This window comes from Hoyosella levis, assembly GCF_026008515.1.
Lineage (GTDB): Bacteria > Actinomycetota > Actinomycetes > Mycobacteriales > Mycobacteriaceae > Lolliginicoccus > Lolliginicoccus levis.
Genome location: NZ_BQYM01000012.1, coordinates 105314 through 128397, shown reverse-complemented (window position 1 = coordinate 128397; position 23084 = coordinate 105314). Strand labels below are relative to the sequence as shown.

Genomic DNA, 23084 nt, shown 5'->3' with positions numbered 1-23084 from the left:
ATCGAGTTCGAGCAGAGATCGACTATGATGACTTCCGCCGCATAGGTATTGGTGTCCATATCTCGGGGGGAACGCCCGTTGTCGCTGGGGATGGTGCCTGGGCGGTGCGGGTTCGGTGGGCGGCCAGTGCCTGCATACAACCTGTCGTGATCGCCGTGTCAGATCGTGATCGCCGCGTGGTTCAGCGGCGTTCCTCGATTGCATGGGTGTCGGTGGTAAACCGGACGCCGGGGGTGGGCAGCCGCCAGTTCCACTTGCCGAGCAGGCGCATGAGGGCCGGGACGAGTACGAGGCGGATCAGGACGGCGTCGATGGCTACCGCAACCGCGAGGGCGAGTCCGAGTTGTTTGAGTTCGAGGATGTCGGCGGTGACGAAGCTGGCGAAGATGGCGATCATGATCGCGGCGGCCGCGGTGATCGGCCGCGCGGTGTGAGTGAGCCCCGCCGCGACGGCGCGCTGGTTGTCGCCGCTGGCGTCCCAGTATTCGCGGATGCGACGAATCAGGAACACCTCGTAGTCCATCGAGAGCCCGAACAGTAGCGCGAACACCACGGTGGGTAGGTAGACCTGCACGAATCCGGGGCTAGTGAAGTCGAGGACGTTCTCGCCCAGACCCCACTGGAACACCGCGACGGTGATACCGAGGGCGGCGCCCGTGGCGAGCAGGTTCATCGCGATGGCCTTGAGGGGCAAGGCGATACTGCGGAAAGCGGCGATGAGGAAGACCAGCGAGGCGGTCAGCACCAAGGCTACGACCAGCGGCAGTTTGGTGGTCATTTCGTCGGAGAGGTCGACGAATTCGGCGGTGCTGCCGCCGATGCGGATCTCGGCTTCGGTCGCGTCGGCGGCTGTGGTGCGCAGGTCGCGGATGAGGTCGGTGGCGGCCATCGAGTCGAAGGTGACCGAGGGGATCGCCATCGCCAGCATTCGACCGTCATTGAGCTGGGCGGGCAGGACGGTGTCGATGCGGGCGTCGCCGTCGATCTCGGTCAAGAATCGGTTGACCCGTGCTGCGGCGTCTGCGGTGAGTGGGGTGTCGCCGGGGCCGGTGGCGATGATCTCGACCGGGGAGAGTGCTCCGGGCGAGAAGTTGGTGGTCAATGCGGTGCTGGCGCGTCCGGTCGGGGTGCTGTCGAGGGCGGTGGTACCCATGTCGAGGCCGTAGCGGATCCCGAATACCGGCAGCGCGGCGAGGACCAGCACCGCTGCGGCCGCGGTGCCGAAGAGGACGGGTCGGCGCATGACGAGATACGCCCAGCGCGCCCAGCGACCACCGACAACGCCCGAAGTGTCGGTGGCGCTGTCGGCAGGGCGCCAGCGGGCCGGGAGACTGCCGCGGTTGACAGCCGGGCCCAAAGCTGCGAGCAGGGCGGGTAGCAGGGTGACGGCGACGGCGAGCATGCTGGTGACGGCGGTGGCGACGCCGATGGCGATGCCACGGAAGATCGGTGCCTGGATGATGATCAACGCGCACAGCGAGATCATCACCACCAGGCCCGAGACCAGAATCGTTTTGCCTGCTGTGGCGAGGGAGCGGCCGACGGCGCCGGAGATCGCGGCGTGGTCGGCGACGGTGTGGTGGGTGAGTTCTTCGCGGAAGCGGCTGACGATGAACATCGCGTAGTCGATACCGACGCCGAGGCCGACCATGATGGCCATGGCCACGGTCAGCGAATCGAACGCGGTCACAGTGGTGAGGGTGAACAACACTCCGATCGCGGTCAGCATCCCGGCGATGGCCACTGCGATCGGGACCGCCGCCGCGGCCAGGGCGCCGAGCGCGAGGACGAGCAGGACCAGCGCGACCGGGATGCCGATTGCCTCGGCGCGGGCCAGGTCGGCGTTCTGCAGTTCGGTGGCCGCGTTCTGTACCGCCGAGTACCCGGTGACCCCCACGTCGATGGAATCGTCGCCGGTGGTGGCGATGGCGTCTTGCAGGTCGCGCGCGACTCTCGCGCGTTCGGCCATGTCGCCGTCCATGCCGGCGAGCGCGATCGCGACGTGACCGTCGGCCGAGATCTGGGATCCGGGCAGCCCGTCGTAGGGGCCGACGACCTCGACCACGCCCTCGACCGCGGTGGCGACGGTGATCGTGCGAGCCACCGCTGCACGGAACTCGGCGTCGGTGGCGGTGACCGCGCCAGATTGCAGCACGATGACCGCCTGTTCCGTACCGAACTGCGGGAAGTGCCGGGCAACCAGGCGATCCACCTCGGTGGACTCCGAGCCCTCGACACCGAAGTCCATCGCACCGAGCCGGTTCTCGAGCAGCGGGTAGGCCACCGCGCACACCACCAGCAGCAGTCCCCAGACCGCCAGGACCGCACGTCTGCGCCGGGCCATCAGAACGCCCCACCGATACAGCACTCCGGGCGAGCCCGGCGGCGATGGTTGCTGAGGCGAGTTCTCGACGACGGCGGACTTCTGCTGGTTCACGCGTTCTCCCTCGGTAGCGACCACGAATTGATCGCCATATCGCGATGTAATCGTTGAAACGAGATTAATCACACTCTCACTCGATATCAATAGGTTTCGCAGCTATCATCGCTTTATGGCGATTAATGATGGCGGGGGTTGCCTCGTCGAGACGCAGGGGTTGGATCCGGCGGTGGCACTGTTCCACAGCCTCTCCGATGCGACACGGTTGGCGATCGTGCACCGGTTGGCGTGCGGGGAAGCGCGGGTCTCGGACCTGATGGCCGGGCTCGGACTGGCTCAGTCGACGGTGTCGGCGCATGTGGCGTGCCTGCGCGACTGCGGGCTGGTCGTGGGGCGTCCGCAAGGGCGGCAGGTGTTCTACAGCCTGGCCCGCCCGGAGTTGATGGACCTACTCGCCTCGGCAGAGACCTTGCTCGCGGCGACAGGCAATGCGGTGGCGTTGTGCCCGAACTACGGCACCGACTCCACCACCGAGACGGAGAGCGCGGAGGTGCGAGCATGAGCGACGCATGCGGCTGCGGCCACGACGAACCCGCCGGTGACGGCGAGGCCGAGGAACGCGAACCCGAAAAGCTCTGGGAAGTCAGCGAACTGCGCGCCGCCGCGGTCGCCGGAGTGCTGCTGGTCGCGGCACTGATCGTCGGCTGGACCGGCGGCCCGCGCGCCGTCGAGTTGGGGTTGGAGATCGCCGCGCTCCTCGTCGGTGCCTACACCTTCGTCCCATCCACGCTCAAACGGTTGGCCAAGGGCAAGATCGGGGTCGGCACGCTGATGACGATCGCCGCGATCGGCGCGGTGATCCTCGGCGAGGTCGGCGAAGCCGCCATGCTGGCGTTTCTGTTTTCCATCAGCGAGGGCCTCGAGGAGTACGCGGTCGCGCGCACCCGCCGCGGGCTGCGCGCGCTGTTGAACCTGGTACCGGACCGGGCCACCGTGCTACGCGAGGGCACCGAAATGGTGATCAGCCCAGCGGAGCTGCGCGTCGGGGACCAGATGCTCGTGCGCCCCGGCGAGCGAGTGGCGACCGACGGGGTGATCGTCGACGGGCGTAGCGCGCTGGATGTTTCGGCGATCACCGGCGAATCGGTACCGGTGGAAGCCGGGCCGGGGGCGGAGGTGTTCGCCGGGTCGATCAACGGCACCGGTGTGCTGACCGTCGAGGTCACCACGACCGCTGAGGACAACTCCCTGGCGCGGATCGTGCGGATCGTGGAGGCCGAGCAGGCCCGCAAGGGCGACGCTCAACGCTTGGCCGACAAGATCGCCAAACCGCTGGTGCCCGGCATCATGATCGCCGCCGCCGCCATCGCGGTGATCGGCGCGCTCTTCGGGGATCCGGTCACCTGGATCGAACGTGCGCTGGTGGTGCTGGTCGCGGCCTCGCCGTGCGCGCTGGCGATCTCGGTGCCGGTCACCGTCGTCGCCGCCATCGGCGCGGCGAGCAAGCTGGGCGTGCTGGTCAAGGGCGGTGCCGCACTCGAGGCGATGGGTCGGGTGCGTGAGGTCGCGCTCGACAAGACAGGCACGCTGACCGCGAACCAGCCTGCAGTCGTCGAGATCTCGGCCGTCACCGGCGCCGAGCAGGCCACAGTGCTCGCTGTCGCCGCGGCGCTGGAATCGCGTAGCGAACATCCCCTCGCCCGCGCCATCCTCGCCGCCGTCGAGACCGTCGCTCCCGCCACCGACGTCGAGGCGGTCACCGGCGCCGGGTTGACCGGCCGCATCGACGGGCGTCGGGCGCGGCTGGGCCGTCCGGGTTGGATCGAACCGGGTGTTCTGGCCGCCGATGTGGAACGGATGCAGCACGCGGGGGCGACCGCGGTGCTGATCGAGCTCGACGGCCAGGTGATCGGTGCGATCGCTGTGCGCGACGAACTGCGGCCCGAGGCACACGAGGTCATCGACCGATTGCACGCGCTGGGAATCCGGGTCTCGATGCTCACCGGTGACAACGTCCGCACCGCCGCCGCTTTGGCCGCTGAGGCGGGGATCGAAGACGTGCACGCGGATCTGCGTCCGGAGGACAAGGCCCGCATCGTCGCCGACCTGCGCAAGGGGCGTTTCACCGCGATGGTCGGCGACGGCGTCAACGACGCCCCCGCACTGGCGACTGCCGACCTGGGTGTGGCGATGGGGGCGATGGGCACCGATGTCGCTATCGAAACCGCGGATGTGGCGTTGATGGGTGAGGACCTGCGGCACCTGCCGCGGGCTCTCGAGCACGCTCGTCGGGCTCGCCGGATCATGTTGCAGAACGTCGGTTTGTCGTTGGGGTTGATCACGATCTTGATCCCGCTCGCGCTGTTCGGGATTCTCGGGTTGGCGGCGGTGGTGCTGGTGCACGAACTCGCCGAGATCGTCGTCATCGCCAACGGTGTCCGCGCCGGACGCACCAAACCCCTGGCCTCGCTGCCCGATTCGGCGGCCAAGCCCGCACCGGTACTGGCCGGAGCACCCGCGTGACCGCCACCGCGTCGTCTGCTCCCACCGTGTCGCGGTGGGGGCGGCGACTGCGGTGGGTGGCTGCCGCGGCCGCGCTGGCCGGTATCGACCTCGCGCTCAAAGCGTGGGCGCAGACCACGCTGGCCGGGGCACCGATCGAGGCGGGTCCGGTGGACCTGAGGTTGGCGTTCAACCCCGGCGCCGCGTTCTCGATCGCCGCCGACGCACCCAGTTGGGTGATGCTCACCCTCACCACGGTGATCACCACCGCGGTCGCGGTCGGCGGATGGGTGGTCGCGCCGCGAGCGAACCTGCTCACTCGCGTCGCGCTCGCCGCGATCCTGGGCGGCGCGGTTGCCAACGTGATCGACCGGTTCCCCGACGGTGTGGTTACCGACTACCTGCACACCGGCTGGTGGCCCACCTTCAACCTCGCCGACACCTTCATCGTGCTCGGCGCGACCGCCCTCATCATCGCCACTCTGATCGGAAACTCCGATGAGCGAGAACAACTCTCACCCGAACACCACGCCGACAACCGGGACTGAGCCGGGCCCGTCACGTCGGTGGGCAGGGCTGGCGGCGCTGGTCGTCGCCCTGCTCACCGTCGGGCTGGACCTGATGGTCCTCAACGTCGCCCTGCCCACCCTGGCCCAAGACCTCGGCGCGAGCACCACCCAGTTGCAGTGGATCGTCAACGCCTACACCCTGGTCTTCGCCGCGCTCATGCTGCCCGCCGGCGGCTTCGGTGACCGCTACGGCCGCAAACGGCTGCTGCTGATAGGTTTGGTCGCCTTCGTCGCCGCCTCGGCCTGGGCCGCTTTCAGCGGGTCCACCGGCTCACTGATCGCCGCCCGCGCGGTCATGGGCATCGGCGCGGCGATCATCGTCCCGCTGTCGCTGGGGATCCTGCCGACCCTGTTCGGCCCCGACCAGCGCCGTCGCGCGATCGCGGTATGGGTCGGCGCGTTGGGTGTCGGGTTGCCGCTGGGGCCGATCGTCGGTGGCTGGCTGTTGCAGCATTTCTGGTGGGGCTCGGTGTTTCTGATCAACGTCCCGGTCGGTGTCGCCGCCCTGATCACCTGTGCGGTGCTGTTGCCCGAATCGGTCGACCCGCACGCACCGCCGCTGGACCGGCTCGGGATCCTCACCGCCGTGCCCGGTACGGCGTCGCTGGTATTCGGCATCATCCAGGTTCCCGCGTACGGGTGGACCGATCCCGTCGTGCTCGCGGCTCTGGCAGCCGGTGTGGGGCTGATCGCGGGATTTCTGGTGTGGGAAAGCCGTGCCCGCGACCCCTTGGTCGATCTGGCACTGTTCACCAATCCGGCCTTCACCTGGCCTACCCTGGCCGCAACCGCAGGCACCTTCACCCTGGTCGGCGTGCTGTTCGTGCTGCCGCAATACCTGCAGATCCTGCGCCACCACGACGCCTTCGGCACCGGCCTGCGCTTAGTGCCTCTGGTGCTGGCGATCATCATCGCCGCAGCCGCCGTCGACAAAATCGTCACCCGACTCGGCGCCAAAATCCCGATCATCATCGGCATGGTGATCGCCGCGGCAGGATTCGTGCTCGCATCCCGCATCACCGTCGACTCCGGCTACGGCTTCGTCGCGGCGTGCCTGGCGACCGTGGGCCTAGGTGCCGGGCTGGCGTTGGCGCCAGCTGTCGATGCGGTCATGGCGAGCCTGCCCGAGCACCGCAGCGCGGCAGGAGCTGGGTTGCTGATGGACATTCGACAGGTCGGTGCGGCGTTCAGCGTGGCCATCCTGGGCACCCTGCTCACCGTCACCTACACCCGCGACCTCGACCCCCACCTGAGCGGCCTGCCCGAACCAGTAGTCAGCGCGGCGCGTGACAACATCGCCGGAGCACAACTGGCCGCGACCCGGATTCCCGGCCAAGCGGGCGCCGATCTGGCCGCGACCAGCGCCCACGCCTACAGCCACGCCATGTCCGCAGTGTTCCTCGCCAGCGCCGCCATCAGCGCACTACTGGCCGCGGCCATCGCCGCCAAACTCCCCAACCACACTCCTGCGCCCGCGCCGACATCACCGGCGCGTGATCGAAACTGAAATAGCCACTTCCTTGACAGCGGCTGCGGCACGCGACACAACCGCGTGGCAGCCGGACAGCAGTGCACTCCCCGAGAAAGGGCATCCGCCGGAATGGTTACCTCGATCCTGCAGGCCATCGGACTCTTCCTGGTGACCAACATCGACGACATCATCGTGCTTTCGCTGTTTTTCGCCCGCGGCGCGGGAACCCGCGGAACAACGGCCGCCATCGCGACCGGACAATATCTCGGTTTCGGAGCGATCCTCGCCGCGTCGGTCCTCGTAGCGCTCGGAGTCACGGCGCTGCTGCCCGAAGAAGCCATCGCCTACTTCGGGCTCATTCCTCTGCTGCTCGGTCTGCTCGCCGCCTGGAGAGCATGGCGCAACAACGGCGACGACGATGACCGGTTCGAGGGCAAGAAGGTCGCGGTCTGGACGGTGGCGGCGGTGACCTTCGCCAACGGCGGCGACAACATCGGCGTCTACGTCCCGGTCTTCGCCACCGTCGGGACCGCAGCGATCATCGCCTACTCGGTCGTGTTCCTGCTCTTGGTCGGGGTGCTGGTGATCACCGCGAAGTTCCTCACCACCCGCAGCACTATTGCCGAGATCTTGGAACGGTGGGAACACATCCTGTTCCCGCTCGTGCTGATCGTTCTCGGAATCGTCATCCTCGTCAGCGGCGGCGCCTTCGGCCTCTGACGCACACTCCGTGTCCGCACAAACCAGATCACCACGCCAGAAGGGCGGCACCGTGACTTGCCTGACCCCGCGCCCGAATTACCGATCGCTGCTCCGACGCCGCCATCAACGGGCGGTGCGGAGGTGAGGGCTGCCGGGCAGCGCTGGTCCGGTGGGGTGTCCCTGACTCCCGGGCTCATGACATTCACCGGCGACATCGGCGACGCGCCTGCCCACGCCCACGCCGCCGTGCAAGTCCTCTTCGTCGCACGCGGACGATTAATCCTGACCGACGCGACCGGACACACCATCCCCGCTGTCACAGCGATCATCCCACCCGGGGTGGTCCACCAGGTCCACACCGAACCCGGCACCAGCGGATTCCTCGCCTTCCTCGACCCTGACAGCACGACCGCTCACGCAGCGCTGGCCCGACTGGGCGAGCAACCTCGCCAGGCATCCACAACCTGGGTCAGCGTCACCGCACCCGCGCCACCTGCGTCCGCCGGCGTCCCGGCGCGCCGGTCCTCGCATCCGGTCGTAGCCGAGGCACTGCGCCGGGCAACCGAGTGGGTGGGAGGGCCACCCCCGCTGAGCGAACTCGCCGCCGACATCGGGATGTCGGCGAGTCGCCTCTCGCACATTTTCACCGCCCAGGTCGGACTGCCCTATGTGGCGTGGCGGCGGTGGGTACGATTGCAGCTCGGCTTCACCGTGGTGCGTGACGGCGGATCCCTGACCCAGGCCGCGCACACAGCCGGATTCGCCGACAGCGCCCACCTCACCCGCACCTGCCGCGACCTGATCGGCATCTCACCGACCGAAGCGCTGACCGCCACCGGATGGCGGCCGCCACCAGTGCGTGACCGAACCACCACCGCATAGCGCTGCTCGCGACGTGCGGACTACCTCACTGTGGACTCGGCGCAGTTTCGGCCGAGCCGGTGGACGCTGGAGGCGGTGCCGGTACAGCCTCCGCGGCTACGGGTGCAGGTGCTGGTGGAATTTCAGCGGACGTAGTCGAGGGCGTCGGATGATCGGGATCCGGTTGGGGTGGTCCGAACGTGGTGACGACACCGGTCTCCCGGTTGAACACCAACGATCCGCGATCGAAATCGACCCGCACACCACCGGGCACGGGGTACTCGTTGCTGCGTGGCGCACCCAGCACGCCGTCGCTCCCGCCGAGCTGGGCAAACCGTTGCCCGATGCGCCCGGCAACTTCGTAGACCCGACCGTCGGGAGCCTGGAACAGATAACCGTGGACGAATCGGGCCTGCTGTGCGCCGTCGGCGGTGAACACCAGCTCCGAGGCGGCCGGCCCCAGCCGCCCCTGCGGTCCACCGGTATCGACCCAGTACCGGGCCAGCACACTGCGGTCGACCAAATCCAACAATTTGCCCGTCAGCGCCGCCAACGTCGACACATCGGCATCAGCATCGGGATCGGGCACCGCAGACGAGTCCGGGCCGCCCGGAGCTTGCCCGGGCCCCGCACCCGGGCTCGTACCCGCCGCGATGGAACGAATACGATCCATGAGCGCATACGCAGCATCACCGGCGCAGGTGGTGTTACCGACATCGCGGTGGGAGAACACCACCGGCAGCTGCACCTGTTCGCCCTCGCCGTACGGGGTGTATTCGGTGCCCTCAGAGATCATGGTGGTGGTCCCTCGGGGATCCAATCCCGCGACACGCGCGCGCCACCCGATGAACTGCCCCATCGCGGTGATCGCCGCCTGGGACGGTTCTTCGGATTCGTGGTTACCCATGAACGCCACCCCGGCGGTGTTCTCGTTGAACCCCCCGGTGTGCGCGCCCTGCACGGGCCGGTCCAAACCGCCGAAATGCCCCTCGAAGATCTGACCGTATCTGTCCACCAGCGCGTGGTAGCCGATATCGCACCACCCCAGCGTTTCGGCATGGTAGGCGTAGATGCCGCGCACGATCGCCGCCGACTCGGCCTTGCTGTAGTCGTTGCGTCCCGCGGTGTGGTGCACCACGATCCCGCCCAGGCCGTCGTCGTAGGTCGGGTCCTCACAGCGCAGCGACTCGTCGGCGCCCCACTGCTCCCGGCTGATCACCCGGGGCCCGCCACCTGCCAGCGGTGCCGCAATCGCCGACAGATCCCCCTCGTCGCGGCCTGGATCGAGCAACACCGCCGACAGCTGCGTGGTCGCGGAACCGAGTCGCTCGGGCCCCGTGATCGCGCTCGGCCCCTGAGGTTCGGACAGACCTGCCTCAGCAGGCCCGCGGGTACTCAGGATCTGCACCGCGTCAGTGTCGCCGACATAGACAGGTTCACTGCCCTGCACGCGTCCCGGGCCCGGGCGACGGGCCGCAACACTGTCGTCGGTCCCGGCCTGGAACCACGGACCCCAGGAACCATCGAGTTGGCGGGCTCGCACCATCGTGGTGATGCCCCCAAGTCCGGCGCTGTCAAACCGATCATGCTGAAACGACCCCGGTGAGTGAGCTCGGTGACCTGCGCTCCGATTCGATCGGCCAACTGCTCGGGCACCACGCCGGCATCCAACGCCGGTGTCCGGGCCGAGATCGGCGCGGCTCCCTCGCCGGCGATGAAACCGATCGGCCCGACCCGCGAACCCTCCGGTAGCGGTGGCGCACCCGGGACCACCGCAAGATCACCGACCCGCAGGTCCGGCAACGGCATCCCGGCCAGCTCACGCAACGCCACCACCGCCGTCGGAAACTCCGACAGCGCGACCACAGCGGTCCTGGTCTGCGCACGCTGGCCCGGACCGCTGTCGTTGGAGAACCGGTACTGACCCCCTCCACCGAGGAAACCGGCCACGACCGGCGCCGCGACCACAGCGACCGCGACCAGGGGAAGCGTTATGGTTCGTTTGCGGGCGTAGTTCGGCACCAGTACTCCTACCTCGGTAGAAACCGCGGCGGCCGGTCCGCATTCCACAACCCGAACCGCACCACCGATCACACCAACCACAACCACCCCAAGCATGAAGGGTTACTCGAGACTGTAGCCGGGGTGTAGCTGACATTCGGTGCGACACCCGGGCCATTGGCCGCCGCCGGTCAGGTCCTGCCCTGCGATGACCTCCACCTCGGCCGCCACTCGGCGAGGCGAAGTCAGCCGGTTTCTTCAAGCCCCTTCCGCGCCTGAGCGCGAGGCTGAATCCATGTCCACGCTGCTCGCCCGCCCACTCATCCGCTACGGCTACGCACCGTTCATGCTGCTCGGTATCAACGGTGTCGGTATCGCCGTGGCCGCCGGCGGCGCCCACAAGGCCTGGTTGATCGCCCTGCTCGGGGTCGCGGTCGCGGTGTCGTTCACCGCCGAACGCGTGCTGCCGTATCAGGTGTCCTGGAATGCCTCTCACGGCGACACCGGCCGCGACACCGTCCACGGCTTCGTCAACGAAACCCTCATCCTGGCCAGCGTCGCCGCCATCCCCGCTCTGGCCGCGCTCATTCCCGGCGACGGGATCTGGCCGCACGGTTGGCCGTTCGTGATGCAGGTGCTGATCGCGGTCCTGGTCGCCGACCTCGGGATCACCCTGGCCCACTACGCCAGCCACAAGATCGGGATCCGGGACTGCTGCACGGATAGGTGACATCTGATCTGTGGTGCCGCAAGGCACTGCTGGAAGGATGTGCCCTGTGCCGAAGCCGTATCCCAAAGAGTTCCGTGACGACGTCGTCCGTGTTGCCCGTGGCCGTGAGCCCGGTCAGCAACTGAAGCAGATCGCCGCCGATTTCGGGATCAGCGAGTCCTGCCTGGCGAACTGGATGAAGGCCGCCGACGTCGAGGACGGCGTCAAGCCCGGAACCACCGCCAGTGAGAACGCCGAGCTGCGCGAAGCCCGGAAACGGATCCGGCTGCTCCGCGGCCGCACCCACGGGCCGGTATTCCTCACCCACCGCCGACCCGGACCCGGAAAATACCTCGCCGACCGCGACCTGTGCCCCGACACCGAACACGCGCGGCTGTCCTACGACCAAGCCCGCGACCTCCTCGACGCCGCCACCGCCACCGACGGCCCCGGCACCGGATGGGACCTCCACGAACTCCGCCACTCCGGCCTCACACACCTCGGCGAATCCGGCGCAAGCCTGCTCGAACTCATGGCCAAGTCACGCCACCGCAAGGCCGAGAACCTGCGCCGCTACTTCAAACCCGCACCCCAGGCCATGCGCGAACTGACCAGCCTCATCGGCCCCGGCACTTCCCGCACCCACTGACCAGCAGCGACGCCATATCCGCCCGAAATTCGGCCAATACTACGGCGACCCCAGGTAGTCGCGGCTGTGTCGATCGGGCGTGTCAGTCGCGGTCGAGGCCGAGCGTGTCCTCGAGATCGCGAAGCTCCTCGAAGGCGCGCAGCTGGGCTTGCCGCTGCTGCTCCTGGCGCGCGAGAACATCTTTGGAGCTGAGCCGGGTGTGGCTGCCGACCTTGTGGGCGGGGAGCTCGCCGCGCTCGATCAGTTTCATCAGGGTAGGCCGGGAGATGCCGAGCATCGTTGCGGCGGTGGTGGTGGTCAGCTCCTCGGGGATCGTCCCGATGGTGATGGTGCCTCCCCGGCTCATCGCCGCGACGACCTGGCCAACGATGTGGGCGAGCTCGGGAGGCAGGGGGATCGATGCGCCGTCGCTGAAGCGGGCAGTGATCTCGAGGGCCGCGGGGGAGTGGTCGGCGGAGGCTGTAGCGAAGCGGCGGGCCTGGGCGAGCTCGTCGTCGGTCAGCGAGAGGTGGATTCCTGCTCCGCGGTCAACGGTCGTGCTCATGGTGGGTGTCTCCTTGGCTGCGATGTCGTTCCCCACGATACCGAACTTTCACTTATAAGTGCAATGGCGGGTTGGGCTTGACTGGTTCGCCCCCTTGCGGGCGAGCTGCTCGGCGAGCTGGGCGCGCATCGCTTCACGGTGAGCGGGGGTGCTGCGCTGCTCCTCGCGCTGGGGGCCGCGGGGGAGCGGCTGGTCGGGGGAGTGGGTGCAGCGCAGCATCGCGCCGTGGGGGGTCTCGGCCATGCCGTTGTGGTCGCAGCGGGGGCAGGCATCGATGGCGGCGCGGCGGTCGCGGGCCTCGGCGGTGGCGGCATGGCGAGCCTGGGTGGGCGTGGGCGCGAGCGGCGTGGCAGCGAGGATGGCGCCGAGCAGCCCGATGGGCTTGTGGGGGCTTGCTGGCAAGTGGTGGCCGGATCGTGCCCAGTCGCCGATGGCGGCGTTGAGGTCGTCGACGGTCCAGCCGTGACGGGCTGGCGAGTCGAGGAGCCTGGCCCATGCACGGGGGCTGTGCTGGCGGGCCCATACCGGCGATCCAGGATCCGATCTCCACCGCCGACCTAACGCAAGCCCAGCCGCTAGAGCATCTCTCTGATGGCTTCTCGGGCCGGGGGGATTTCTGGCTGCTACCGGCTTGCCGGTAGGTGATGAGGTACCAGGGTGAGAATTCGATGGTTTCTCTACCCCTTCGGGGAGGGGCGACATGGCTTGTGTGCCTGGGGTTTCGGGGGGCCGGTAGGGCGGGTTGCACTGCGGGGCGGGCGGTGGTGGCTCGTGCAGGGCCCAGATCGAGGCGAGGCCGCGCTGGGTGCTGCCGCGTGCCCACTTGGCGAGGCGCTCGGCGAGGGTGAGCCTGCGGCCGGTGAACACGATGGTGCCGAGCCCGAGCCGGCGGATCAGCCATTTGGCGCGCTGGACGGTCTTGGCGGTGTAGCCGGTGGCCGTGGCGATGATGGCGTTGGAGGTGCAGGCGTTGCGGCCGGTGGTTCCGTCCGCAGCCTCGGAGAGGGCTCGGGCGATGGCGAGGAAGGTCGGCATGGTGATGCCGCCGCCGCCGTGGGTGGCGCGCAGCTCGCGCTCGAGGCGCAGGTAGCGCAGGTGGTAGGCGGTCGTGGCGGCGATCAGCCAGGATGTCCGCGAGCGCCAGCAGGGCACGCCCTGGTATGCGCGCGGGCCAATACCGTCGAGCATTGATGGGCGCGACGCCAGCATCGCGTGATCGATGCGCGTGTCGTTCGGGCATGTCGTTGCCCGGGGATGAGGGTATGGGCTACCCTCGGAGATGCCGCGAAGCATTCCGGTCCTTTAGCTAGGGCCTCCGTGAGTCGAAGTTGGCGCTTCGGTTCACATCAGCTATTTCCAAGCCCCCGCCCCTTAGCGGGGGCTTTGCTGTTGTCTGGGGTGGTGCTGGTGTCCTCCTGGACGGTCGTGATCAGTCGTCGGTGGCGCGTATGCTCCACCACCGCACCACTTTTCCACGCCGTTAGGCGGCGGTGGATGAGGCGCGCCGCCGCGCGGCGGCGGTGATGTGGGCGAAGCTGGTGATCTCGCGGCCCTGCTGGTTGTAGGCGCGGCCGGCGTAGATCATGCCGCGTACGCCGTTCTTGCCGTAGGTGGCGTGCAGTTCGGCGCGGATGCGGTCGCACCGGGCGAGGATCGGGCACTGCTGGCACAGCGCCGCGGCCGCGGCCCAGCACTGGGCTCCGCTGCCCTGGGTGAGGTCCCACCAGTGGGCCGGATGGGTGGTGCATGGGGGCGCGTGGTGGCCTCGCGCGCTGCCGGTATCGCGGGTTATCGTGGGAGTCGCACACTGCATGACGACGGCGTCCTTTCGCTGTCCTCCCCTTGCCGGGGGAGAAATCCGTGGTTGGAGAAGTTCAGTCGTGCATCGTGGTCCCGGTGTTCGCGCACCGGGGCCACGGCTGTTTCATGGGGCTCGCCCGCGCGGCGGGCGAGCTGCTCGGTGGTCAGGTGTGGAAGCTGCAGATAGTCGGCGATGAGCTGTGTCACCAGCGATGTGACCGAGCGAGATTCCAGGATTGCTTGCTGAGCAAGCGATTCCTTCAGTTCAGGGTGGAGCTTGACCGCGAGCAGCTTGCGCGGTCCTAGCCCGGTGGGACCGGGTCTGCCACGGCCAGCCATGCTGTGCCTCCTTGTCCGGCGGAAGCGGAGGAACGGTGTTCCGAGGCGTCAACTTCCGCCAGCGCAAGTATGCAACTTGCTTACCCATATAAGCAAGTGGAGCGAAGTTGTGCGTGTTTCAGAGCGTTGCGCGAGCGGCCGCCCGATCAGCGATATCGGTCATCATGCGTGCTGAACCGGTCACCGTGGCGGCGGCGATCCAGAGCCCGCGCAGCGGAGGCCGGGGCGTGCCGGTGCGCTTGAGGTACGAGCGCATCGTGGCCAGGCGTCCGAACCTGCCGACGATTGGTTGCCACTTGAAGCACACCGCTGCCGCGCCGAACAGCGCCATTCCCGCGATGATGGCCGCGCCGCGCAGTCGGGTATTATCGAACCCGACCGTGGCCTGTGCAGCGGTCATCGCGACCGCCGCCCATCCCGCCATGCAGCCCGCCAGCAGGGTGGCGAAAGCGATCTTGAGGGTCGGGGAGTACACGATCCACAAGCCGAAGGCCGATGCTGCGGTCATGCGCCCGAGGGAAAGCAGGATGCCTGCGGCGAAAGCCCCTACGAACACCAGCTGCCACCCGGAGAATCCATGCCCGGTCAGGGCAGCGGTGGTGGTCTGGTCCGACACTGGGGCAGGGAAGAACGCCACGATCATGACCGCGATCGCCGCGACATTGCCGATGTCGTGGAATCGGCTGAACCGGTTGGCCCCGGTGATGTACTCGGCGTACCGGGCGAGGAACAGTGCCGCGAGCGAGTACGAGGTGCACATCAGGATGTTCGAGATGCTGTAGACACCGGTCAGCTCGGCGACGTGGTTGTCGAGCGGGAACGCGACGTAGGGGTGGTTGAACGCGCTCGCGGCGATCATCGCGGCGAGCAGTCCCGTAACCGCTGTGGTCCTTCGGTCGCGCCGGCGCAGCCTGACGACGAGGAAGATGATCAGCAGGCCAGTGATCGCGCCGCGCTCGATGGCGACCTGCTGCCAGTACTCCGCGGGGTACTGCTCGGTGTACTCGGGGTAATGCTCACTCATAGATGCCCAGCTCCCGTGCGAACCTTTCCATCGCCTCGCCAAGGTGCGGGCGCTTGGTCAGGATATGCCGGCGCGCGGCCAGCCGCTCTACGAGGCGATCGGCGAAAGCGTCAGCGCGGGACTCGGATTCGGGATGGTGCGGGATGGCCGCTCCGAGGGTGTCGCCCATGAGGATGTGGCCGAGCTCGTGAGCGATGACCCATGTCTGGGCGCGAGTCTCCCCGAGGGAGGGCAGGTAGATCGTGTGCGCCTCGCGCGTGGTCTCGGTGTAGGCGGAGAACGGCCCGGTCTGGCCCTCGCGCAGCAGGATAGGGGTGCCGTGGCGCACGGTCAGCTCGGAAAGGATCAGCTCGATGGTGTACGGGGGGCTCAGCGGCACGGCGTCGGCTAGCCTGCGGGCCTGCTCGAGGTCGTGCCTATCAGGCACTCTGCCGCACGAAGTGATCCAGGAATCCACGCATCTCATCGGGCGTGGCGCGGGCGTGGGGGTTCCTGCGGAACGCGGTTCCGGGGATGCGCTCGGACAGGGCATCGACGACGCGGGCGAGCTGGGGAGAGTCATAGCCGAGGGCGCGCACGTAGTCGTCGGTGACATCGAATCCCGCGACCACGCTGAGGATCTGCCGCGTCCTAGAAAGGTCTGTGCTCTTCTCGTCGCGCATCTCTCCACCGCCGCCAGAAGTCTTCCTCCTGCTGCTGCGAGATCGCAGCAGCGCGTCCTGCCAACCACCGACGATACAGCATCTCGGTGCGCAGCTCGGGTGATGCATCGGGCGGGATCGGCTCGTCGATATAGGGCGCGATCATATGCTCTACCAGCGGATGTATGGATTGTCCGGGGTAGGAGTTGTGCTCGATGAGGCGCGTGAAGTAGGGCCCCGCGAGCAGTGTCACGTTGCGGGCGAACATGCGAGCCAGGTCACGTGCTTCCTGCTCGTTGGGGCACGCAGGACCGAGCTGGTCGACCATTGCGTGCAGCCGACGGACCAGTTGCATCTGAGCAAGGATGGGATCGACGGGCACCAGGACCGGGGCGGTGGAGATAAGAGGAGCCTCGCCCGTCCGGGCCGACTTCCTGGCCGGCTCCTCCTCGGGCTCGACGCCGGTGGCGATGAATGCACGGATGCTGCCTTGGCGCCACGCCAGGGTGTTCTCGATGCGCGAGAGGATCTCGTCGCGGTAGTTCGCCCGGCCCGCTGTCTCCAGGGAACTGATCGTCCGCACCGACACCTGGGCGCGCGCCGCGAGGTCACGCTGGGCGGTAAAGCCCATTGCCCGGCGGCGAGCGGCCAGGATCAGCGCGAGCCGCTCCCACGCATCGTTCTCATCCCACTCAGCCACGTTTAGTGATCCTACGCATCCCGGATCGCGATGAACGCCGACGTCCCCACGGCGAAAAACGGCATTCACGACAGTGACGTAGGTCGCTACAGGTTTTCCGCATCCTCAGTTGCGAGTCCAATAAGCAGTGGTGTGTACTTCGTGTGTGCAACTTGCACATGCATGATCTGCACCTTGCATTGGGAGTCGGAGTGGTCCAGCCACGCTCGAGCCAGACTGCAGTTCCCCTTCTATCCCCCCGTTCGGCGCGACTGTGCCGTCCGGCAGGTTTCCCCTTCGAGCTGTTCGTCCGCTCGATGGCGGAGCTGTCCGCGCGGAGTGGTGTGCCCATCGTGGTGTCCACCAGGTCCGCGAGCCCGCGTCCCGCGCTGGCCCCGCCAGCCGGGCCTGACACCTGTGAAGGAGGTGACAAAACATGGGTTCCTCCGTCATCGACGCCGGATCGAGCGTGCTCGACTCCGGTTCCGCCCTTCTCGACTCGGGCTCGTCGACCGGCTCGAGCGTGATCGAGACCGGTTCCGGGCTGTTCGAGACCGGCTCCGCCGCCGCGTTCGACCTGGTCTCGACGGTCATCGACCTGGCCTCCGGCCTGGCTCCGTTGATCCAGTCGCTGCCGCTTCCGCTGTAGGGGCGCGGCACCAGGGCGGGGGCGGGGAGCGCGCGGCGCGCCCCGCCCCCGTTGTCGTTTTCCGGGGCCACCTGGCCCCGCTACCCGAGTCATCCGCGAGGAGGTGAGAACACATGATCACAGGAAACCTCGGCACACCGATCTTCACCCCGTCCAAGCCGTCGGTCCCCTCGGGCGGTGCCGAGTCCGACCTGCTCGCGACCGGGGGAGATTTCCTCGGTGACCTGATCGCCCTGGCGATCCAGGTCGCGCCGCTGCTGCTGCGCCTCGGTGGCGTCCCGCTGTTCTAGTCCAACCCCAAGGGTGGCGGGCCGCGGCGCGGCCCGCCACCGGCAAGGAGATTGCTGTGCTCAAGCGTCGTCGTTCGCGCCGCCGCGGCCAGGCCGACCCGCAGGTCGTGCCCGCGCGCCGCCCGGTGGTCGCGGGTGCCGCGGGTGGCGTGGGGACCTCGATGGTCGCCGAGCTGCTCGACGGCATTGATGATGGTGTGCTCGCCGAGGGCAATGGCTGCGACGTGCTCGTCGCGCGAGCGACCTCGGATGGCCTGGTGGCCGCGCAGGCGGCGCTGGGCAGGCTCTCGCCTCTGGCGGGCAAGCCACTGCTCGTCCTCGTTGGCGATGCCCCCCGCTACCGGCCCTTCGATGCGCGGGTGCGCGCGCGCCTCGCGCGGGGCTGGACCTGCGGAATCCTCGCCGTGCCGTGGGTGGAGTTCCTGCGGCATCACTCCGACCCGCGCGGCGCGCTCGCTGCCGCCCGGTCCTCGGGCAAGCGGCCACTGCGGTGGGCGCGCCCGCTGCTGGGGCTGTCGGTCGCCGCGCGCGAGGTGCTCGCCGAGCGCCTGGCCGAGGACCTGGCCCCCGATGATCCGTCCGATACCGGGGCGAGCGGCCAGGATGGCCCCGCCTCGCCCGATGGCTCGCCTGCATCCCCGACCGGGGATGGCACACCGATGGCAGCCGCCCTAGCCGGGCCAGCGACCGCTGAGCCCTCCCACTGATCCGAAGGAAGAAAACACGATGGACATCCTCGCCCTGGCTGCCACCACTGACCTGCTTGCCCAGGTCCCCAACCCTGCCCCGGTCCAGCCGCCGGGCTCGCTGCCCGACTTCATCAACACCGCCCTGGGCTGGACCAAGTGGTTCGGCCTGATCGCCGGTCTCGGCGGGCTGTTCGCCATCGCCATCATGATGATGGTCGGCGTGCGCGGGCGCTCCGACATGGCCAAGTCCGCGCTCGGCCACGCGCCCTGGGTCTTCGGTGGCCTGGCGATCATCGGTGGCGCGGCCGCGCTGATCGACGCGATGGGCGTTGTCTGATGGACCGCGAGGTCTCCGGGCCAGCCGGGGCAGTGCTGCTCGGGGGCGCGTGCAGCGCCGCGGCGGCGGTGTCGTGGATGCTCGGTGGCCTTCCGGCCTGGGCGATCATCGTGCCAATGGTGCTGGGCTTCGCCATCGGCGCGGTGTGGCTGCTGGCCTCCCGCGCTCCCGGAACCAGCACCGACCGCGCCCGTGACCGCGACGGGGATGATCGCGGTCCGGCCGCGGGCGGGTTCGCCCCCGGCGATGCCAAGGGCGTGTTCCCGTCGTGGACCGATCCCACCGAGCGCCGCGGGCGCTAGGACCGGCCTGGCTGGGCGCGGGCGGGGGCGCGGGGCAGGCTGCCCCGCGCCCCCGCGGTGTTTCCCGCCCTTGCCGGGGCCACGTTTTTCTCCTGACTTCCTTTCCGTCTGATTGGAGCTAGTAATGACTTCCTTGCGCGAATCCCCTGGCGGCTCGGGGCGCGGGCCGCGCGCGATGATCGCGGGCCTGGTGCTCGTCGGCGCGGGCCTGGTCGGCCTGATCACCTGGGCGGTGATCGTCCTGGCCCTGGGCAGCGATGATGAGCCCGCCGAGGTGGCGGCGTCGTCGAGCGACGGCCCCGCCACGACCGAGGCGGCGGCGACGTCGTCGCCGGGGCTGGGCTCGCCGCTGTACGAGCGGGACCGGCCCACCAGCACGACCGATGACTTGGCCAATCCGCTGCCGCCGTATGACGAGGGCAGCGATGGCCCCGTGGGCGCGGTGCTCGGCGCTCCGGTCCCGCTGCCCTCCGGCAGTGGCAGTGCTGGCCCGTCCGGCTCCCTGCCGGGCGGTGGTGGTGGCGCTGCCTCGGGTGGCGCTGGCTCGGCTGGTGGCGGTGCTGCGGGTGGCGCTGGTGGCGCGGTGCTGGGCACCGACGCTCCGGGCGCTGAGTACCCGGTCTACATCCCGGATGTTCCCGCGCCGCTGTTCAGCGGCGACGACGGTGCCCCGGACCCAGAGCTATACGCCGATGTGCTCCCGGAGCTGGCCGAGGGCGTGACCGAGGTGCCTTCCGGCCCCATCGTCGGGCAGCTCGGCGCTGGCCCCATCGAGGCGGGGGAGTGCCGCTCGGTGCTCGCGCCCTACCAGCGCGATGTGGGCGAGTTCCATGTCGAGCTGGCGGTGTTCCCGCTCGAGTGCGTTCTCGAGTCCGGCCCGCCCACGGTCGAGGGCGCGTCGCTGGGCATCGTCGATGCGCAGGGCGAGCAGTTCTGGATGCTCACCGCGACGTGGGGGCGTGTCCGATGAGCCGGTTGCGCGAGGGAAGCGGGATGGACCCGCGGATGATGCTGGGCCTGGCCGTGGTGATGGTGCTCGCGGTCGTGGCGATGGTGCTGCTCGCGGTGGTCGCGCTCGGCGGCGGGGACGAGGGCACCGATGCTTCCGGGCCTGTGGCCAGCGAGGACACGGATGCGGGCAGCGGCCCCGCGGGCGGCGAGGCCGGGCTGGCCGAGCGGCTGGCGGGGATGGAGCTGGACCACGAGGACCAGACCATCGGGCTCTCGCCGCTGACCGGGCTGCCGCCGATGTCGCCCGCGGACGCGGTGGGGCAGGGCTTCGCGGTCGGTGAGCTGCGCGAGCCTGGCGTGGACGCGCAGGACCCGGCGCAGCCGGGCGGGCTGATCTGGAAGCAGTTCGGCACGTTTGTCCTGCCCGTGTCGCCGGGCGCGGGACCGGCCCGGATCGACGGGCATTGCGCGTCGGGGTTCGCCCGCACCGCGCAGGGCGCGATCACCGCCGCGGCTCACCTGAACTGGCGGGCCGCGATGTTCCCCGAGCAATGCGGCGATGCCGTGGCGGCACTGGGTGAGCCCGGTGAGTTCGAGCTCGACCGGGCCGCGATGATCCAGACGATCCTGCGCGGCCCCGATGGGCAGGGCACGCCGCTGCCGCAGATCGTCTACCCCTTCCGCGCTGTTCGCGTGGTCGAGTTCAGTCCTGACCACGCTGTCGTGGAAACGGCTCTGAGCACGAACGATGCACGTTTCGAGCTGTCACGCTTCGAGCTGGACTGGGTCGATGGGGACTGGCAGCTCCGTGACTTCAACGGCCTGGTCGGGGGCGCTCCGGCTGCGGCCCTCGAGGGCGATTGGACGTGGTGGTGATGGCTGCACGGATTCTCTCGCGCCTCGCGGCGCTGGTGCTGGCGGTCGTGGCGCTGCTCGGCCTGGTGGCCGGGACAGCGGCGGCGCAGGACACCACGACCGGCGAGCCGTCCGGTGGCACGGCGGGGTTCCAGGAAACCTGCGACGGCATGGGTGGTGGGCTCGGCATGGTGTGCACGGGCCTGAACACCGTGCTGAACCCCATCGACCGGGGAACGGAGATCGTGGGCGAGCAGACCTCGGGGCTGCTCGCGGACTGGGCGGGCTCGGCGGCGCAGGGCAGCATGGAGGTGCTTGTCCGGTCGCTGGGCTGGTGGCTGTCCACGACGTTCATCAATCCGATGGACTCCGCAGTGATCAACCAGCAACAGGCGCTCGCGCCCATCGTCGGGTTCATCATCATGGCCGGCGTCTTCGCCACGGCGATCACGCTGATGCTGCGCCGCCGCGCGGAGCCCGCGGTGGACCTGCTGTTCGGGGTGGTGCGCTGGGTGGTGTGGTCCACCTTGGGCCTGGTCGTGCTGACCGGGGCGATCCATGCCGGCGATGAGTTCGCCGCGGACCTGATGGACGAGACCGCGGTGGACTTCGGGCGCGCGATGGAGAACTCCCTGCTCGGGCAGATGCTCGCCGACGAGCCGTTCCTGCTGCTGCTTCTGGCGATCCTGCTGGTGCTCGTCGCGGCGCTGCAATGGCTGCTGGCGTTCCTGCGCGAGGCCGGGGTGCTGATCCTGGCGGTGCTGCTGCCCATCGCCGCGGCGGGGCAGTTCGGCACGATGACCCGGTCGTGGCTGTCGCGCTACATCGGGCCGCTGCTGTCGCTGGTGGCCTACAAGCCCGCCGCGGCCATCGTGTACTCGATCGGCTTCGCGTTCGTCTCCGAGGACTCGGAGGACTCGATCCGCACGGTGATCACCGGGCTGATCATCATCGTGATGTCCATCCTCGCGCTCCCGGCGCTGATGAGCATGTTCTCCTTCGCGCAGGTCCGCTTCGGTGGTGGCTCGGCGGGCTCGATGCTCGCTGGTGCCGCGGGCGGGATGATGGCCGGCGGCATGATGCGCGGGGCGATGTCTGGCGGCGGTGGCGGCGGGGGCACGGCGCACTCGTCGTACATGGCGGCCAACGGGCCTGATTCCGGTGGCAGTGGCGGGGGCTCCCCGTCCGGTGCCGGGCTTGGTGGCCTGGCTGGCGGCGGTGCTGGTGGTGGTGCTGGTGGCCTCGCGGGGCAGACGGCGATGGGCCAGGGCGCGCAGGGACTGATGCAGGGCGCGCAGGAAGCGGCCAAGCAGGTCAGCGCGGGCGGCAGCGGCGAGCTGGGCGGCGGCGCTGGCGGCGGGGAGAAGAACGGTCACGGCGGCCACGGCGGCCACGGTGGGTCTCCCTCGGCGACCGAGGGCATGTCCGGTGGTGGCAAGACCGGTGGCAAGGCTGGTGGTGCTGCTGGCGGCGAGGCCGGTGGCGCGGTTCCTGGTGGTGGCCTCGCGGCCGCGGGTGGCGGCAAGGCCGGAATGGCTGGTGCTGGTGGCGGTGCTGGTGGTGGTGCCGCTGGCGGCGCGGCTGGTGCAGCGGCCGGTCCTATCGGCATGGCCGCGATGGCGGGCATGCAGGCGGTCGGCGCGGTCAAGGATGCCGCGGTCGGCGCGGTCAACTCCGAGGTGCGCGCGCTCGATGAGCAGGCGCAGGAGATGGGCGGCGCGCCGTCGAACGCCTACCTGCCGCAGGGAAGCAGTGGTGGCGGTTCTGGTGGCGCGGGGCTGTCCGCGCTGGCCATGCGGGGCGCGGGCGGTGCTCCGTTCCCGACCTCGACAGGTGGTGGGCAGGGCAGTGGCCCGCAGCCAGGCGGCGGCGCTTCCCCCTCGGGCTCCATGCCCGGTGGTGGCGGTAGCGCTCCCTCGGCTGGTGGCGACGGTGCCACGGGCGGCGGCGCTTCCCCGTCCGGCTCCATGCCCGGTGGTGGCGATGCCGCCCCTTTCGGGACCAGCGGCAGTGACAGTGGCACTGCCGCGATGACGGGTGCGCTGGGAGGCGCGGTGGCCGCGGCTGGCCCTTCCGGGTCCAGCGACTACAGCCCGTCACCGGCACCGTCCGGTGATGGCGGCGGATACGCCGCGGCTGG

At 69.2% G+C, this 23084-nt stretch carries 25 protein-coding genes and 1 pseudogene; 16 read left to right on the top strand and 10 right to left on the bottom strand.

Annotated features, from left to right (window positions below; genetic code table 11):
- Window positions 1–181: 181 nt before the first annotated feature.
- The gene (locus QC765_RS13905) at window positions 182–2437 is read right to left on the bottom strand and encodes an MMPL family transporter (protein ID WP_278315034.1); all 2256 of its coding nucleotides are present in this window, start codon (window positions 2435–2437) and stop codon (window positions 182–184) included.
- A gap of 115 nt (window positions 2438–2552) precedes the next feature.
- Here QC765_RS13905 and QC765_RS13900 point away from each other — a divergent pair, with 115 nt between their 5' ends.
- The 6 genes from QC765_RS13900 (at window position 2553) to QC765_RS13875 (ending at window position 8506) form a co-directional block, all read left to right on the top strand.
- On the top strand, window positions 2553–2942 hold the full coding sequence (locus tag QC765_RS13900; protein ID WP_019290696.1) for an ArsR/SmtB family transcription factor: 390 nt from the start codon (window positions 2553–2555) through the stop codon (window positions 2940–2942).
- The gene (locus tag QC765_RS13895) at window positions 2939–4903 is read left to right on the top strand and encodes a heavy metal translocating P-type ATPase (protein WP_278315033.1); all 1965 of its coding nucleotides are present in this window, start codon (window positions 2939–2941) and stop codon (window positions 4901–4903) included. Before QC765_RS13900 ends, QC765_RS13895 begins: the two co-directional genes overlap by 4 nt.
- Window positions 4900–5430 (top strand): signal peptidase II, encoded by a 531-nt coding sequence (gene lspA, locus QC765_RS13890; protein WP_278315032.1) that lies wholly within the window; start codon window positions 4900–4902, stop codon window positions 5428–5430. The genes QC765_RS13895 and lspA overlap by 4 nt, the downstream gene beginning before the upstream one ends.
- A complete protein-coding gene (locus QC765_RS13885) occupies window positions 5381–6958 on the top strand; it encodes a DHA2 family efflux MFS transporter permease subunit (RefSeq protein WP_278315031.1) in 1578 nt (525 codons plus the stop codon). Before lspA ends, QC765_RS13885 begins: the two co-directional genes overlap by 50 nt.
- A 93-nt stretch (window positions 6959–7051) precedes the next feature.
- Window positions 7052–7642: a cadmium resistance transporter gene (locus QC765_RS13880; RefSeq protein ID WP_019290692.1), complete on the top strand. Its 591-nt coding sequence runs from the start codon at window positions 7052–7054 to the stop codon at window positions 7640–7642.
- A gap of 156 nt (window positions 7643–7798) precedes the next feature.
- Window positions 7799–8506 carry a helix-turn-helix transcriptional regulator gene (locus tag QC765_RS13875; RefSeq protein ID WP_019290691.1) on the top strand — a complete coding sequence of 236 codons (708 nt, stop codon included), beginning with the start codon at window positions 7799–7801 and terminating at the stop codon, window positions 8504–8506.
- Window positions 8507–8531: 25 nt separating this feature from the next.
- Here QC765_RS13875 and QC765_RS13870 read toward each other — a convergent pair whose 3' ends face one another.
- Both QC765_RS13870 and QC765_RS16530 read right to left on the bottom strand, forming a co-directional pair.
- Complete coding sequence (locus QC765_RS13870; RefSeq protein ID WP_278315030.1) at window positions 8532–9893, bottom strand: N-acetylmuramoyl-L-alanine amidase; 1362 nt, start codon at window positions 9891–9893, stop codon at window positions 8532–8534.
- 27 nt (window positions 9894–9920) lie between these two features.
- Window positions 9921–10031 (bottom strand): annotated as a pseudogene (locus QC765_RS16530) (hypothetical protein); the annotation flags it as partial.
- A 750-nt stretch (window positions 10032–10781) separates the two neighbouring features.
- Here QC765_RS16530 and QC765_RS13860 point away from each other — a divergent pair.
- Both QC765_RS13860 and QC765_RS13855 read left to right on the top strand, forming a co-directional pair.
- Window positions 10782–11216, top strand: a complete 435-nt coding sequence (locus QC765_RS13860; protein ID WP_309297305.1) for a hypothetical protein — start codon at window positions 10782–10784, stop codon at window positions 11214–11216.
- Between the two features lie 46 nt (window positions 11217–11262).
- Window positions 11263–11844, top strand: coding sequence for a transposase (locus tag QC765_RS13855; protein ID WP_278315028.1), 582 nt, complete (start codon window positions 11263–11265; stop codon window positions 11842–11844).
- 82 nt (window positions 11845–11926) lie between these two features.
- Here the strand turns inward: QC765_RS13855 and QC765_RS13850 are convergent, their stop codons facing one another.
- The 7 genes from QC765_RS13850 to QC765_RS13820 form a co-directional block, all read right to left on the bottom strand.
- Window positions 11927–12388, bottom strand: a complete 462-nt coding sequence (locus tag QC765_RS13850; RefSeq protein WP_278315027.1) for a helix-turn-helix domain-containing protein — start codon at window positions 12386–12388, stop codon at window positions 11927–11929.
- 48 nt (window positions 12389–12436) lie between these two features.
- Window positions 12437–13576: a Replication protein Rep gene (locus QC765_RS13845; RefSeq protein WP_278315026.1), complete on the bottom strand. Its 1140-nt coding sequence runs from the start codon at window positions 13574–13576 to the stop codon at window positions 12437–12439.
- Between the two features lie 292 nt (window positions 13577–13868).
- On the bottom strand, window positions 13869–14201 hold the full coding sequence (locus QC765_RS13840; RefSeq protein WP_278315025.1) for a hypothetical protein: 333 nt from the start codon (window positions 14199–14201) through the stop codon (window positions 13869–13871).
- Window positions 14202–14645: 444 nt separating this feature from the next.
- Window positions 14646–15551: a hypothetical protein gene (locus QC765_RS13835; RefSeq protein WP_278315024.1), complete on the bottom strand. Its 906-nt coding sequence runs from the start codon at window positions 15549–15551 to the stop codon at window positions 14646–14648.
- Entirely contained in the window at window positions 15544–15978 is a 435-nt protein-coding gene (locus tag QC765_RS13830; RefSeq protein ID WP_278315023.1) for an ImmA/IrrE family metallo-endopeptidase, read from the bottom strand. Before QC765_RS13830 ends, QC765_RS13835 begins: the two co-directional genes overlap by 8 nt.
- Entirely contained in the window at window positions 15971–16213 is a 243-nt protein-coding gene (locus tag QC765_RS13825; protein WP_278315022.1) for a hypothetical protein, read from the bottom strand. Before QC765_RS13825 ends, QC765_RS13830 begins: the two co-directional genes overlap by 8 nt.
- Window positions 16182–16892, bottom strand: coding sequence for a helix-turn-helix domain-containing protein (locus QC765_RS13820; protein ID WP_278315021.1), 711 nt, complete (start codon window positions 16890–16892; stop codon window positions 16182–16184). The genes QC765_RS13825 and QC765_RS13820 overlap by 32 nt, the downstream gene beginning before the upstream one ends.
- 415 nt (window positions 16893–17307) lie before the next feature.
- Between QC765_RS13820 and QC765_RS13815 the strand changes: the two genes are divergently transcribed.
- From QC765_RS13815 to QC765_RS13780, 8 genes are all read left to right on the top strand, one after another.
- Window positions 17308–17520, top strand: coding sequence for a hypothetical protein (locus QC765_RS13815; protein ID WP_278315020.1), 213 nt, complete (start codon window positions 17308–17310; stop codon window positions 17518–17520).
- Window positions 17521–17633: 113 nt separating this feature from the next.
- Complete coding sequence (locus QC765_RS13810) at window positions 17634–17810, top strand: hypothetical protein (RefSeq protein WP_278315019.1); 177 nt, start codon at window positions 17634–17636, stop codon at window positions 17808–17810.
- A gap of 56 nt (window positions 17811–17866) precedes the next feature.
- Window positions 17867–18517, top strand: a complete 651-nt coding sequence (locus QC765_RS13805; RefSeq protein ID WP_278315018.1) for a hypothetical protein — start codon at window positions 17867–17869, stop codon at window positions 18515–18517.
- A gap of 19 nt (window positions 18518–18536) precedes the next feature.
- Window positions 18537–18836 carry a hypothetical protein gene (locus QC765_RS13800; protein ID WP_278315017.1) on the top strand — a complete coding sequence of 100 codons (300 nt, stop codon included), beginning with the start codon at window positions 18537–18539 and terminating at the stop codon, window positions 18834–18836.
- The gene (locus QC765_RS13795) at window positions 18836–19138 is read left to right on the top strand and encodes a hypothetical protein (RefSeq protein ID WP_278315016.1); all 303 of its coding nucleotides are present in this window, start codon (window positions 18836–18838) and stop codon (window positions 19136–19138) included. Before QC765_RS13800 ends, QC765_RS13795 begins: the two co-directional genes overlap by 1 nt.
- 124 nt (window positions 19139–19262) lie before the next feature.
- Window positions 19263–20108 carry a hypothetical protein gene (locus QC765_RS13790; RefSeq protein ID WP_278315015.1) on the top strand — a complete coding sequence of 282 codons (846 nt, stop codon included), beginning with the start codon at window positions 19263–19265 and terminating at the stop codon, window positions 20106–20108.
- Window positions 20109–20131: 23 nt separating this feature from the next.
- Window positions 20132–20965, top strand: a complete 834-nt coding sequence (locus tag QC765_RS13785) for a DUF8175 domain-containg protein (RefSeq protein WP_278315014.1) — start codon at window positions 20132–20134, stop codon at window positions 20963–20965.
- Window positions 20965–23084: hypothetical protein (locus tag QC765_RS13780; protein WP_278315013.1), on the top strand; the 2120-nt coding region annotated here is incomplete at its 3' end. The genes QC765_RS13785 and QC765_RS13780, both read left to right, overlap by 1 nt.

Coding starts and splice junctions, on each gene's coding strand:
- QC765_RS13840 (WP_278315025.1), bottom strand. CDS start 14,201: ATGCAGTGTGCGACTCCCACGATAACCCGCGATACCGGCAGCGCGCGA.
- QC765_RS13815 (WP_278315020.1), top strand. CDS start 17,308: ATGGGTTCCTCCGTCATCGACGCCGGATCGAGCGTGCTCGACTCCGGT.
- QC765_RS13895 (WP_278315033.1), top strand. CDS start 2,939: ATGAGCGACGCATGCGGCTGCGGCCACGACGAACCCGCCGGTGACGGC.
- QC765_RS13880 (WP_019290692.1), top strand. CDS start 7,052: ATGGTTACCTCGATCCTGCAGGCCATCGGACTCTTCCTGGTGACCAAC.
- QC765_RS13900 (WP_019290696.1), top strand. CDS start 2,553: ATGGCGATTAATGATGGCGGGGGTTGCCTCGTCGAGACGCAGGGGTTG.
- QC765_RS13825 (WP_278315022.1), bottom strand. CDS start 16,213: ATGCGCGACGAGAAGAGCACAGACCTTTCTAGGACGCGGCAGATCCTC.
- QC765_RS13795 (WP_278315016.1), top strand. CDS start 18,836: ATGGACCGCGAGGTCTCCGGGCCAGCCGGGGCAGTGCTGCTCGGGGGC.
- QC765_RS13785 (WP_278315014.1), top strand. CDS start 20,132: ATGGACCCGCGGATGATGCTGGGCCTGGCCGTGGTGATGGTGCTCGCG.
- QC765_RS13790 (WP_278315015.1), top strand. CDS start 19,263: ATGACTTCCTTGCGCGAATCCCCTGGCGGCTCGGGGCGCGGGCCGCGC.
- QC765_RS13860 (WP_309297305.1), top strand. CDS start 10,782: ATGTCCACGCTGCTCGCCCGCCCACTCATCCGCTACGGCTACGCACCG.
- QC765_RS13850 (WP_278315027.1), bottom strand. CDS start 12,388: ATGAGCACGACCGTTGACCGCGGAGCAGGAATCCACCTCTCGCTGACC.
- QC765_RS13845 (WP_278315026.1), bottom strand. CDS start 13,576: ATGCTCGACGGTATTGGCCCGCGCGCATACCAGGGCGTGCCCTGCTGG.
- QC765_RS13810 (WP_278315019.1), top strand. CDS start 17,634: ATGATCACAGGAAACCTCGGCACACCGATCTTCACCCCGTCCAAGCCG.
- QC765_RS13885 (WP_278315031.1), top strand. CDS start 5,381: ATGAGCGAGAACAACTCTCACCCGAACACCACGCCGACAACCGGGACT.
- QC765_RS13835 (WP_278315024.1), bottom strand. CDS start 15,551: ATGAGTGAGCATTACCCCGAGTACACCGAGCAGTACCCCGCGGAGTAC.
- QC765_RS13800 (WP_278315017.1), top strand. CDS start 18,537: ATGGACATCCTCGCCCTGGCTGCCACCACTGACCTGCTTGCCCAGGTC.